Consider the following 13,245-nt stretch of genomic DNA (forward strand, 5'->3'; position numbering starts at 1 on the left):
TGGGGGCATGAGTCCGGCTCCAGGTCCACGCCCCGGTGGTCGCAGCGCCCGCATCCAGCAGGCGGTGCACGCGTCCACGCGCAAACTTCTCGACGAGCGCGACCGTGCGGACATCACCGTCCCGATGATCGCCGCCGACGCCGGGGTCACCCCGTCGACCATCTACCGGCGCTGGGGCGACATCACCGAATTGTTCGCGGACGTCGCGCTCGAACGTCTGCATCCCGACGCGCCCCCACGTGAAACCGGCAGTGTGCGAGGCGACCTCGTCGCCTGGGCGCAGGACTACCTCGAGGAGATGTCCTCGCCGGTGGGGCGGGCGGCACTGCGCGACGTCGTGATGAGCGCCGACACCCTCAGGTCCGAGGACGGCACCAATCAGTTCAAGTGCGCGACGTTCTGCCGCACCCAGATCGAGACGATCCTCGGACGCGGCGAACCCGTGCAGGGCGTGGTCGAGCACGTGATCGACCACGTCGTGGCGCCGATCATCTACCGCATCCTGTTCGACCTCGACCCCCTCGAACCGGACCGCGTCGAGGAACTGGTGGATCACGCACTCGACGCGGCCGTCCGGGTCTGAGAGGTCAGCCGCCCAGCTGCTTCTTCAGCGCGTCGAGCACGGCGACGTCCTCGATGGTGGAGGGCACCGTGTACTCCTCGTGGTCGGCGATCTGCCGCATCGTCTTGCGCAGGATCTTGCCCGAGCGGGTCTTGGGCAGCGCCTGCACGACCGTCACGTCGCGGAACGTGGCGACGGCGCCGATCTGCTCGCGCACCATCGCGACCAGTTCGTTGCGGAGTGTCTCCGGGTCGATCTCGACCCCGGCCTTGAGTACCACGTAACCGCTGGGCCGCTGGCCCTTGAGTTCGTCGCGGATCCCGACCACCGCGCACTCGGCGACCGCGGGGTGTCCCGCGACCACCGCCTCCATGCTGCCCGTCGAAAGCCGATGTCCGGCAACGTTGATGACGTCGTCGCTGCGGCCGAGGACGAACACGTACCCGTCCTCGTCGATGTAACCGGAGTCGCCGGTCAGGTAGTAGCCCTCGAACGTGGCGAGATACGACCGCACGTACCGCTCCGGGTCGCGCCACAACCCGGCTAGAGTGCCCGGGGGCAGCGGCAGTCCGATCACGATGTTGCCCTCGGCCCCGGCGGGAACCGTGTTCCCTTCGGCGTCGACCACCTGGACCCGGTACCCGGGTACCGGGACGGTGGGGGAGCCGGCCTTCAGCGGCATCGGTTCGAGCCCGCGCAGGTTGGCGCAGATCGCCCAGCCGGTCTCGGTCTGCCACCAGTGGTCGACGACGGGACGGCCGAGGACGCGGGTGGCCCACGCGTACGTGTCGGGGTCGAGGCGCTCGCCCGCCGCGAACAGCGTCTTCAGGGAGGAGATGTCGTACTTCTCGATCTCCTTCGCGTCGGGATCGGCCTTGCGGACGGCGCGGATCGCGGTCGGGGCGGTGAACAGCGCCGACACACCGTGATCGGAGATCACCCGCCAGAACGCGCCCGCATCCGGGGTCCCGACCGGCTTGCCCTCGTAGAGCACGGACGTGGCACCGGCCAGCAGCGGCCCGTAGACGATGTACGAGTGCCCGACCACCCAGCCCACGTCGGACGCGGTCCACCACACGTCGCCCGCGCCGATATCGTAGATGTTGCGCATCGACCACGTGAGCGCGACGGCGTGCCCGCCGTTGTCGCGGATCACGCCCTTCGGCTTCCCGGTGGTGCCGGACGTGTAGAGGATGTACAGCGGGTCCGTCGCGGTCACCGGAACCGGTTCCACGGGTGCCGCATCCGCCATCAGCGCGTCCCAGTCGAACCACGCAGCCCCGTCACCCCGGTAGTCGGCGGCCGAACCGGGGACCTGCTCCCGGTCCTTGACGATCACCGTGTGCGGAGGGGTTCCGGACAACTCCAGCGCCTTCGCCACCATCGGCAGGTAGTCGACGGTGCGCCCCGGCTCGAGGCCGCCCGACGCCGTCACCAGCACCACCGGCCCGGCGTCGTCGATGCGGGTCGCGAGTTCCTTCGCAGCGAAACCACCGAACACCACCGAGTGCACGGCGCCGATGCGGGCGCAGGCCAGCATCGCGATCGCCGCCTCGGGGATCATCGGCATGTAAACGATCACCCGGTCACCGGCCACCACACCCTGGTCCTTCAGGACGCCGGCGAACCGGGACACCTCGTCGAGAAGTTCTGCGTAGGTGTAGGTGCGAGACGCAGCGGGGGCCATCGCCGAGTCGTAGATCAACGCCGCCCGGTCCCCGTTGCCGTCCCGCACGTGCCGGTCGAGGGCGTTGAAGCAGGTGTTCAGCGTCGCGTCCGGAAACCACCGGTACATCGGGGCGGCGGAGTCGTCGAGCGCCTGCGTCGGCGGCGTCACCCACTCGACGGCCTCGGCGGCGGCGAGCCAGAAGTCCTCGGGACTGTCGGTGCTCCGGCGGTACACCTCGGCGTAGTTCTGGCCATGGTTGTCGCTCGAAGGCGGAGTCCCCGGGGAGCTCATCGATGCACATCCTCTCGTCGTCGTGTGACCCGCAACACCCTATGCGACGTCGGCGCGCGATGATGCGGTCAGAGGCCGAGGGAACCGGCGATCATCGGCCAGGAGTTGTGCAGGTCGTCCTGCCAGTAACCCCACGAGTGGGTGCCGGTGGGCCGGAAGTCGTACGTGGCCGGGATTCCCAGCGCGTTCAGTCTGTCGGCCAGCCGATGGGTGCACTCGTTGGTTCCGGCCTCGATGATGCCGCCGATGATCACCTGGTTTGCCAGCGTGCCCACATCTCCGTTGATGTCCGGGCCGTTGAGGTTCTCGTGGACGCCGGGCAGCCCGGTGGCGTTGCTGATGTACAGGTCGATGCCACGCAGCTTCTCGGCGTTGACGACGGGGTCGTTGGCCACCCAAGCGGGGTCGTCGGGCGGTCCCCACATGTTCTCGACGTCGCCGCCTCGGAAGCTGACGACGAAGGTGACGTAGTCCCGGCCCGGTTTGGTGCTCGTCTCGGCGCACCCGCTGAACGCGCCGACGGCGCGATACAGCGACGGGGCCGCCTCGGCCAGGCTCAGGACGGATGTGCCCGACATCGACAGACCCGCGATGGCATTCTCACCGTTCGTTCCGAGTGTGGCGTCGACGATCGGGGGAAGTTCCTCGGTGAGGAAGGTGGTCCACTTGTTCACGCCGAGGACGGGATCGGGCTTCTCCCAGTCGGTGTAGTAGCTGTACGCCCCGCCGACGGGAGTGACGACGTTGACGTTCTTGTCGGCGAAGAAGTCGACCACGTCGGTCCTCGCCTGCCAGGTTGCCGAATCCTCGCCGCCGCCGGCGCCGTTGAGCAGATACAGGGTCGGCCGGGGCACGCTCGTGTCGGCGGGGCGGATCACCTCGAGGAGAATCACTTTCTCCATCGCCGCCGAGTAGACGTACATGTTCAGTTGACGGTCGTCGATCTCCTCGATGTGGTCGAGGACGGATCCGTCTGCCGACGCCGGCTTGTCGGCGGGAAGGGCCCGCCACTCGTCCGCCGACGCCGCTGCCACCTGACCGAACATGGCCGACGACGCAACGACGGCAACCGCCAGGAGTGCCCGACAGTGTCCGATCGCGCTCATAGCCGCTCCTCGTGCTTTTCTGCGGTGCCCGACAACCGTCCGGTGAATACTCAGAACATTGCCCCTTCACGGTAACCGGCAAACATTCCCCGGGGCGGCTGAACGGACACCGGACTTCGTCGCGACGTCGGCCCTATCGTGGAAGCATGACGCTGCTCGCCGAAGACCTGCTGTTGCTGCTGCTCGACGACACGTCGGGAAAGCCCGTCGTCGACGGGACCCGGATGCCGCGCGTCCTCGCCGGCGCCGTTCTTCTGGAACTGGCTCTGGGCGACGTCGTCACCCCGGCCGAACCCGGCGAGGACGTGAAGAAGGGGCGTCTCGTCGTCCGGGACGGAGCGTGGCCGCAGGATCCGCTGCTCGCGCGGGCCGTCGACCTCATCGGTACGTCCAAGCCGATGAAACCGGAAGCAGCCATCGAGAAGCTCGCCAAGAACCTGCGCGACGAACTCGTGAAGCGCATCGTCGACGCGGGAGGGGTCCGCGAGGAGAAGGGCAAGGTGCTGGGCATCTTCCCCACCACCCGGTGGCCGGAGGTCGACGGCAGCCACGAACGCGCGCTGCGGTCCGAACTGAGCGCCGCACTCCTCGACGGGGTCGCCCCCACTCCACGCACCGCCGCGCTCGTCTCGCTGCTGTCCGCCGTCGACGCGGCCCCGAAGCTGTTCCCGGACGCCGATCGTCGCGCCGTGAAGAAACGGGCGAAGGAGATCGCCGAAGGGGACTGGGCAGGCACTGCCGTGCGCAAGTCGGTCGAGGCCGTCAACGCCGCAATCATCGTCGCCGCCACCGTGCCTGTCATCGTGGCGGGGAGTGGCTAGGCGGTGGGCTCTTCTTCGGGGTCTTGTGGAGCGCAAGGGATTTCGCTAGGGTAGAACACATGTTCGATACGGGGGTATTCGATCGGGGGGTTCGCGAGACAGTCTGCTGTCTCGTCGACGGGGAATCCGATGTGGGTCTGGTCGAGTTGATGACCGACCTGCATCGCAGTGAATCGGTGGTGGCCGAACGGAAGCTGGCGGTCATCGCCGAGCTTTTCGTGCGCCGCACTGCCGAGGTCGAGTCCGACGGGGCGTGGACGTCGACCGCGCACGAAGTCGTCGAGGCCGAGATCGGTGCCGCGCTCACCATGGGCCGTGCGGCGGCGGGTCGGCTGATCGGTCTGGGTATGTCGCTACGCACCCGGTTGCACGCCACACGCGAGGCCATGGCACGCGGTGATCTCGACATGTACCGGGTGCGCCTGATCGAGGACGCGACGGCAAACGTCAGCGATGACCAGATCGGCGAGGTCGAACATCAACTCCTCGAACAGGTTCTGGTCCCACCGCGCTCCGGTGGAACCGGGTTGACCGGCCGCAGGCTGACGAATGCCGCCAACCGCATCATCGCAAGGCTCGACCCGGCAGGGGTGCGGGCCAAGCGGGAGAAGGCGCAGGCAGACCGGTTCGTCGGAGTCGGCGCGGCCGAGGACGGCATGTGCCGAATCCTCGGATCCATCCCTGCGGCGCAGGGTCGCGCATTCGACGCGAGATTGCGTGAACTGGCAAACACTGTGTGCCCGAACGACCTTCGAACGTACGAACAGAGGCGGGCCGACGGAGTGTCCGCGCTCATCGACGGGGTCGGGTTCGTGCACTGTGAATGCGGGCGGGTCGATTGCGGCCAGGACTCCCGCATCGCGACGACCGCGCGCAAGCCCCTCGTGCACCTGATCATGCTCGACTCCACACTTGCGGGCGACGACGAACCGGCCTACCTCGACGGCTACGGAATCGTCGACGCGGCGCACGCACGCGAGATCGCGGCCGTCGCGGAAGTCGAACCGGTGCGGGCACCGAGCTCTGTCGTCCCGACCATGTACCGTCCCGGCACCGTGCTCGACACCTGGATGCGGGTGCTGGCCGGCGGGTGCGAATGGTTGCACTGCGATGTAGCGGCCTGGAACACGGACCTCGATCATCATCGGCCGTTCGACCATTCCGATCCCGCGGCCGGAGGTCCGACAGTGGCCGGGAACATGACTGCTTACTGTCGAAATCACCACCGGCTCAAACATTCCGGTCACTGGAGGGTGACCGCTGGCGGTGGAATCGAGTTGGTCGCGCCCACCGGTCACCGATACCGACCGCGGCCGTCGGGTCTCCTGGGTGCCGGAAGTGACCCGGCCGCGGCCGCGAGTGGCCATGCCAAGACCGCGGCCCGCCGCCGCACCCGTGCGCAGAACACCGCTGCCCGGATTCGGGCGGAGCGCCGCCGACGGCAGGCGCACCTGGATGCGGTCCGGCACCGGTCGCCCGGTGCACGCGCATCCGGGGCCTACGCGACCGACGAACCCGCGCCGTTCTGACCGGCGGTGCTCCGGGCCCACCGCCTGCGCGCCGAAAAGGGTTACCGTGGAATGTAGGTGGTTAGCAAGAGTAAAGAACTGTCAATGTGATTGCTACGGTTCCGACTCGGTTCGCCACCTCGCAACTGACCACGCGCTGAAGGAAGGCGCCAGCGACAGTCGGAGGAACACATGTGCGGAATCGCCGGATGGATCTCGTTCGAACGCGATCTACGCGTCGAACAGTCCACCGTGGATGTCATGGCCGAGACGATGAACTGCCGGGGGCCGGACGATCGCGGCACCTGGGTCGTCGAACACGCCGCGCTCGGGCATCGAAGGCTCGCGATCATCGATCTGCCGGGTGGGCATCAGCCGATGAGCGTGGACACCCCCGGCGGGACCGTTGCGATGGTCTACTCCGGTGAGGTGTACAACTTCGGTGAACTGCGCGAGGAGCTGTACGGGCGCGGTCACCGATTCGCCACCGACTCCGACACCGAGGTGGTGCTCCACGGATACCTGGAGTGGGGAGAGGCCGTCGCGGAGCGGCTCAACGGCATGTATGCCTTCGCCATCTGGGATTCGCGGACCGACACCCTCCTGATGATCCGCGACCGGATGGGCATCAAGCCGTTCTACTACTACGAGACCCGAGACGGTGTCCTGTTCGGTTCGGAACCCAAAGCGATCCTTGCCAATCCGATCGCCGAGTCGACCGTCACGATGGACGGGATCCGGGAACTGTTCGCGTTCGTGAAGACACCGGGACACGCCGTGTGGGACGGCATGCGTGAGGTGGAACCGGGCACGGTGGTCACCGTCTCGCGCACCGGACTGCGGGCGCACAGGTACTGGACCCTGCAGACCCGTCCGCACACCGACGACCGGGACACCTCCGTCGCGCACGTCCGTGAACTCCTCGACGACATCGTGCGCAGGCAACTGGTCGCCGACGTGCCGCGCTGCACCCTGCTGTCCGGTGGTCTCGACTCGTCCGCGATGACCGGCATCGCCGCCGAGCAGCTCGCCGAGGTCGGTGAGACGGTCCGCACGTTCGCCGTCGACTTCGTCGGTCAGACCGAACATTTCGTCGCCGACGAACTGCGGGGCACCCCGGACACTCCGTACGTGCACGACGTGGCCCGGCGGTCCCGGACCGCGCACCAGGACATCGTCCTCGACTCCGACGCACTCGCGGACCCCGCCGTGCGCGCGAAGGTCATCCGGGCACGCGACATCCCCATGGGCCTCGGCGACATGGACGCGTCGCTGTATCTGCTGTTCAAGGCGATCCGTCAGCACTCCACGGTGGCGCTGTCGGGTGAGTCGGCCGACGAGGTGTTCGGCGGATACAAGCAGTTCTTCGACCCGAAGGCGCAGCAAGCGAACACCTTCCCGTGGCTAGTGCAGTTCGCCGAGCACTTCGGCGACGAGAGCAACATCTTCACCCCGGAGGTCACGGCGGGGCTGAACATGGACGACTACGTGCAGGACTCGTACGACGCAGCCGTGTCCGGGATCGACCGGCTGGACGGCGAATCCGACTTCGAATGGCGCATGCGCAAGATCTGTCACCTCCATCTGACGCGATTCGTCCGCGTCCTGCTCGACCGCAAGGACCGCGCGAGCATGGCCGTCGGACTCGAGGTCCGGGTACCGTTCTGCGATCACCGGCTGGTCGAGTATGTCTACAACACGCCGTGGTCGCTGAAGACGTTCGACGGCAAGGAGAAATCGTTGCTGCGGGCGGCGACCAGGGATGTGCTGCCGCAGTCGGTGATCGACCGGGTGAAGTCGCCGTACCCGTCCACCCAGGACCCGAAGTATGCGGTGGCGTTGCAGCAGCACGGCAAGGACCTGCTCAGCGATCCCTCGAACCCGGTGTTCGGCCTGGTCAGTGCGGACTGGCTGTCCCGGGCGGTCTCCGTCGACACCCCGCAGATCAATCAGGTGTCGCGTCGCGGACTCGAGCGCACGCTCGACCTCGCGCTGTGGATGGACATGTACAACCCGACGATCAAACTGTCTTAGTCCAGGCCGAGGTTCCGGTAGCGGGCGAGCCGGGCCGCGAAGCGTTCGCTCTCGGGAACCCCGGTCAGGGCACGGAGTTCCCGGGAGATGGCCTCGCCGACCCGCTTGGAGAAATCGACGGCCTCGTCGGCGGCGTCCGGATGCTCGGGGATGATGGCGTCGATGACGCCGTCGCGCAGCAGGTCGAGCGAACGGATGCCCTGCGCGGCCGCCATCTCGGGGGCGTGCGAGGTATCGCGGTGGACGATCGCGCTGGCGCCTTCGGGAGGAAGCGGGGCCAGCCACCCGTTCTGCGCGGCGAGCACCCGGTCGGCAGGGAGGAAGGCGAGCGCCCCGCCGCCCGTGCCCTGACCGAGCAGGACGGACACGGTCGGCGTCTTCAACGTCACGAGGTCGGAGATGCAGCGGGCGATCTCAGGGGCCAGGCCGCGTTCCTCCGCTTCCTGAGACAGCGCTGCACCGAGGGTGTCGATCACCAGGACCAGGGGGATCTGCAGCTCCTCGGCCAACCGCATGCCGCGGCGGGCCTCGCGGAGGGCGGCGGGCCCCATCGTGTTCAGGGCGGACTGCCCGGCGCGGTCCTGGCCCAGCAACACGCACGGTGCGCCCCGGAAACGAGCCAGCGACAGCAGCACCGTCCCCTCGGTTTCGCCCTGACCGGTGCCGCTGAGGGGCACCTGCTCGGTGGCCGCGTGCCGTAGCAGGTGTCGGATGCCGGGCCGGTCGGCGCGCCGCGACAGCATCACCGACTGCCACGCGGGCACGTCGGGAATGTCGACGTCCGGCGCCGGTTCGGTGACGGTGGCGGTCGACGTCGGCGGATCGATCAGCACCCGCAACGCCCGGTGGACGAGCCGGCGCAGGCGCGTGGCGGGGACGACGCCGTCGATGACGCCGTTGCGGTACAGGTTCTCGGACGTCTGCACGCCCTCGGGGAACTTCTCGCCGTAAAGGGCCTCGTAGACGCGGGGTCCGAGGAACCCCACGAGTGCACCGGGTTCGGCCACCGTGATGTGCCCGAGGGAACCCCAGGACGCGAACACGCCGCCGGTGGTCGGGTTCCGCAGGTACACCAGGTAGGGGAGATGGGCGGCCTTGTGAGTGGCGACGGCCGCCGCGATCTTCACCATCTGCACGAAGGCGACGGTGCCCTCCTGCATGCGCGTGCCGCCCGATGTGGGCGAGGCGAGCAGGGGGAGACCCTCACGGGTGGCGCGTTCGATGGCGGAGACGATCCGCTCGGCGGCGGCTACGCCGATCGAACCGGCCAGGAACGCGAACTCGCACGCGATCACCGCGACCGGGCGCCCGCGAACGGTGCCGACGCCGGTGATCACCGATTCGTCGACACCCGACTTCTCGGCGGCCTTCTGCAGGTCGGCGCGGTACTTCTCGTTCGGCCGCGCATCGACGGGTGTGGTGTCCCAGGAGACGAAGCTGCCTGCGTCCAGTACCAACTCGAGCACGTCGTGGGCGGAAATCTTGGCGGCCATGGCCCTGAGAGTAGCGGTCGGTCCGGGGCGGCAGATGTCTGCTACGGCGGGTGACGGTCGCCTACCCGGCCGCCCACACAGCCGGAACACCGCAAACAGCGCCCGGGTGGAACCCGGCAATTAACACCGAGACCGCTGTCGCGGTGTCTAAAGTCAGATGGGTTGACGCAGGTCGGGTACGAGAACGACGACACATTTCCCGAGTGGAGCAGTCATATGGACCTCAACACCATCACCGATGTCGTTCGGCGTCCAGCCGACCACCCGGGTGCGGCGTGGCGGGAAGGCGACGCGTGGCTGGCCGGGGGAACGTGGCTGTTCTCCGAGCCGCAGCCCGACCTGCGCCGTCTCGTCGATCTCACGACGCTCGGCTGGGAGACCCTGCTGCCGAGCGACGCGGGCCTCGAGATCGGCGCGACGTGCACGATCCGTGAGCTGTATGCGCTTGCGCCGCCGGACGACTGGAGAGCCGCCTCGCTGTTCGGAACGAGTTGCGAGGCCTTCCTGGCGTCGTTCAAGGTCTGGAATTCGGCGACGGTGGGCGGCAACATCTGCATGTCGCTTCCCGCGGGCCCGATGATCACGATGGCGGTCGCGCTCGAGGCGACGTACACACTGTGGGCCGCCGACGGGTCCGAGCGCACCGTCGACGCCGCCGACTTCGTCACGGGCAACCGCGAGAACGTGCTCACACCGGGTGAGATCCTGCGCCGCATCGACATCCCGATCGGTGCCCTCCGCAAGCGTCACACGCATCGGCGCTTCACCCTCACGCGCCTCGGCCGTTCGACGGTGTTCATGATCGGCACCCAGGCGCCCGGCGGCGACGACCTGCTGCTCACGATCACGGCGGGCACCACCCGTCCGATCCGGCTGGCCTTCGACGCCGTACCCGACGCCGGCTCGCTCCAGCAGAGCATCGACGCGATACCCGACGACGTGTGGTTCGACGATCCCAACGGCACCCCCGACCACCGTCGCCACCTGACGAAGCACTTCGCCGAGGAGATCCGGACCGAGTTCACCGCAGGAGACCGGCAATGACGTACACCGTGAACGGCAGGGCGTTCGACGAGGAACCGAATCCCGGGCAGTGTCTGCGCACGTTCGTGCGGTCGCTCGGTCATCACGGCGTCAAGAAGGGTTGCGACGCAGGCGATTGCGGAGCCTGCACGGTGTGGCTCGACGGCGATCCCGTGCACAGTTGCATCACGCCCGCGTTCCGCGCGGAGGGGCGGGAGGTGACCACCATCGAGGGCCTCGGTTCGCCGGACGACCTGCATCCGCTGCAGCGGCAGTTCCGTGACGCCCCCGGGTTCCAGTGCGGATTTTGCACCGCGGGCATGATCATGACGTCGGCGACGTTCACCGACGCCCAGAAGGAAGACCTGCCACGCGCGCTGAAGGGCAATCTCTGCCGCTGCACCGGCTATCGGGCCATCGAAGATGCCGTGAACGGTGTCGCCGCGGTGGAGGTCGCCGAGCCGGGGCGCGCGGTCGGCACCAGCGTCGGGGCACCCGCGGCCACCGATGTGGTGACCGGCCGCGCCGAGTTCACAATGGACACCGAGATCGAGGGCATGCTGCACCTCGAGGTGCTGCATTCTCCGCATGCGCACGCCCGCATCGTGTCGATCGACACGACGGCGGCGCTCGCCGTCCCCGGCGTGCACCGCGTGTACACGTGGGAGGACGTGCCCCGGAAGCGGTTCACGACCGCCATCCACACCGATCATCTCGTCGACCCCGACGACACGTACATCCTCGACGACACGGTCCGCTTCGTCGGTCAGCGGGTGGTCGCGGTGCTGGCCGACACGGTCGGCGCCGCGGAGGAGGGGTGTCGCAGGGTGGTGGTCGAATACGACGTGCTGCCCGCGGTGTTCGACCCGGAGGAGGCGATGGCCGACGGTGCACCGCAGTTGCACGGTTCGGACGACCCGTTCGTGCGGGATCCCGTGCACAACATCCTGCTCGAGCTCCACGGGGAGGTGGGTGACATCGAGGCGGGGTTCGCCGAGGCCGACGTGATCCACGAGGGCACCTACTTCACCCCGCGCGTGCAGCACGCTCATCTCGAGACGCACGGGTCGATCGCCTGGATGGAGGACGGCCGCCTGCACGTGCGCACGAGTTCGCAGTCGCCGTCGATCGCGAAGGTCAAGCTGGCTCACCTGTTCGACCTGCGCCCCGACCAGTTGCGCGTGTTCTGTATGCGCGTCGGGGGTGGTTTCGGCGGCAAACAGGAGGTGATCTCGGAGGATCTGGTCGCGCTCGCCACCCTCGACACGGGCAGGCCCGTCTGCTTCGAGTTCACTCGGGAGGAAGAGTTCACGACGGCGTCGCCGCGGCACCCGATGAAGCTGACGATCACGCTCGGCGCCCGGGCCGACGGCACACTCACGGCATTCCAGGTGCGCAACGTGTCGAACACGGGCGCGTACGGCAACCACGGCGGCGAGACGTTGTTCGCCGCCGGTGCCGCCATCTCGGCGTACCGGTGTCTCAACAAGAAGTTCGATGGGTATTCCGTCTACACGAACAGCGTGCCCAGCGGAGCGCTGCGCGGGTACGGCATGACCCAGCCCGCCTTCGCGGTGGAGTCCGCCATGCACGAGCTGGCAGTCGCGCTCGACATCGACCCGCTCGAGTTGCGGCGCCGCAACATCGTCCGCCCCGGTGACTCACTTGTCGCGATCGACGACGGTCCCGACGACGTCGTGTTCGCGGAGGACGGGCTCGGGCAGTGCATCGACCTCGTCGACGCCGCACTGAGGCGGACCGCGAACGGGCAGGTGCTGGGCGACGACTGGCTCGTCGGCGAGGGCACCGCGAGCTCGCTGCACGAGACGGCGCCCCCGACCGAACATATCTCCGAGGCGTGGGCGACGCTCGGCGACGACGGCGTGTACGAACTCGCCGTCGGCACCGTCGAATTCGGTGAGGGGACGTCGACTGCACACGTGCAGATCGCGGCCACCCACCTCGGCACCACCCCGTCGCGGGTGCGTCTCGTGCAGTCCGACACCGACCGTACGGGCTTCGACACGGGGGCGTTCGCCAGCGCCGGCCTCTTCGTTGCGGGCAACGCCGTGTCGCGGGCGTCGGAGGCCCTGCGCGACCGCATCCTGGCCTTCGCCGCCGCGCACACCGGGGTCGACGTCGCGTCCTGCTCGATGGACGACGACGGGGTGCTCTGCGACGGCACGCGCGTGCCGCTGACCGAACTCCTCGACGCCGCCCGCCGGCGCGGCATCCGGTTCACCGAGGCGCGCAAGGCGTACGGGTCGCCGCGCAGCGTCGTCTCCAACACCCACGGTTTCCGCATCGCCGTCCACCGCGTGACGGGCGAGATCCGCATCCTCTACAGCGTCCACGCCACGGACGCCGGGGTAATCATCAACCCGGTGCAGGTCCGCGGCCAGATCGAGGGCGGCGTCGCCCAGGGCATCGGCTTCGCGCTGACCGAGAACTTCCACGTCGACGACAACGGCGTGATGATCAACCCCAGCCTGCGCAACTACCGCATCCCCACCTACGCCGACATTCCCCGCACCGAAGTGCTGCTGGTCGATTCGATGGATTCCGTCGGACCGATGCGTGCGAAGGGAATGGCGGAGTGCTGCATCAACCCGGTGGCGCCCGCGCTGGCCAACGCCCTGGAAAACGCGACGGGCGTGCGTTTTCGCGAGTTGCCGCTCACCCCCGAGCGGATCTACCACCGAATCGGCGAGAACCGATCGGTTCCGACGACCTGAGCC

9 protein-coding genes are annotated in these 13,245 nt (G+C 68.2%); 6 read left to right on the top strand and 3 right to left on the bottom strand.

Annotated features, from left to right (window positions below):
• Nucleotides 1–7 precede the first annotated feature (7 nt).
• Entirely contained in the window at nucleotides 8–583 is a 576-nt protein-coding gene (locus QM841_RS02240; RefSeq protein ID WP_280778586.1) for a TetR/AcrR family transcriptional regulator, read from the top strand.
• 4 nt (nucleotides 584–587) lie between these two features.
• Here QM841_RS02240 and QM841_RS02245 read toward each other — a convergent pair whose 3' ends face one another.
• The gene (locus tag QM841_RS02245) at nucleotides 588–2,522 is read right to left on the bottom strand and encodes a propionyl-CoA synthetase (protein WP_283330755.1); all 1,935 of its coding nucleotides are present in this window, start codon (nucleotides 2,520–2,522) and stop codon (nucleotides 588–590) included.
• Nucleotides 2,523–2,590: 68 nt separating this feature from the next.
• Nucleotides 2,591–3,628 carry an alpha/beta hydrolase gene (locus tag QM841_RS02250; protein WP_283330756.1) on the bottom strand — a complete coding sequence of 346 codons (1,038 nt, stop codon included), beginning with the start codon at nucleotides 3,626–3,628 and terminating at the stop codon, nucleotides 2,591–2,593.
• Nucleotides 3,629–3,774: 146 nt separating this feature from the next.
• Between QM841_RS02250 and QM841_RS02255 the strand changes: the two genes are divergently transcribed.
• From QM841_RS02255 to asnB, 3 genes are all read left to right on the top strand, one after another.
• Complete coding sequence (locus QM841_RS02255; RefSeq protein ID WP_283330757.1) at nucleotides 3,775–4,449, top strand: GOLPH3/VPS74 family protein; 675 nt, start codon at nucleotides 3,775–3,777, stop codon at nucleotides 4,447–4,449.
• Nucleotides 4,450–4,508: 59 nt separating this feature from the next.
• Entirely contained in the window at nucleotides 4,509–5,978 is a 1,470-nt protein-coding gene (locus QM841_RS02260; RefSeq protein WP_502943207.1) for an HNH endonuclease signature motif containing protein, read from the top strand.
• A gap of 171 nt (nucleotides 5,979–6,149) precedes the next feature.
• Nucleotides 6,150–7,991, top strand: a complete 1,842-nt coding sequence (asnB, locus tag QM841_RS02265) for an asparagine synthase (glutamine-hydrolyzing) (protein WP_283330759.1) — start codon at nucleotides 6,150–6,152, stop codon at nucleotides 7,989–7,991.
• Here the strand turns inward: asnB and QM841_RS02270 are convergent.
• Nucleotides 7,988–9,484 carry an acetyl-coenzyme A carboxylase carboxyl transferase subunits beta/alpha gene (locus tag QM841_RS02270; RefSeq protein ID WP_280778580.1) on the bottom strand — a complete coding sequence of 499 codons (1,497 nt, stop codon included), beginning with the start codon at nucleotides 9,482–9,484 and terminating at the stop codon, nucleotides 7,988–7,990. The two genes, asnB and QM841_RS02270, sit on opposite strands and share 4 nt — an antisense overlap.
• 216 nt (nucleotides 9,485–9,700) lie before the next feature.
• On the opposite strand from QM841_RS02270, the gene QM841_RS02275 reads away from it, so the two are divergent.
• Both QM841_RS02275 and QM841_RS02280 read left to right on the top strand, forming a co-directional pair.
• Complete coding sequence (locus QM841_RS02275; RefSeq protein WP_283330760.1) at nucleotides 9,701–10,528, top strand: FAD binding domain-containing protein; 828 nt, start codon at nucleotides 9,701–9,703, stop codon at nucleotides 10,526–10,528.
• Complete coding sequence (locus QM841_RS02280; protein ID WP_280778578.1) at nucleotides 10,525–13,242, top strand: molybdopterin-dependent oxidoreductase; 2,718 nt, start codon at nucleotides 10,525–10,527, stop codon at nucleotides 13,240–13,242. Before QM841_RS02275 ends, QM841_RS02280 begins: the two co-directional genes overlap by 4 nt.
• Nucleotides 13,243–13,245 lie beyond the last annotated feature (3 nt).

The sequence above is a fragment of the Rhodococcus sp. IEGM 1307 genome, assembly GCF_030056915.1.
GTDB classification, from domain to species: Bacteria; Actinomycetota; Actinomycetes; order Mycobacteriales; family Mycobacteriaceae; genus Rhodococcus_F; species Rhodococcus_F opacus_D.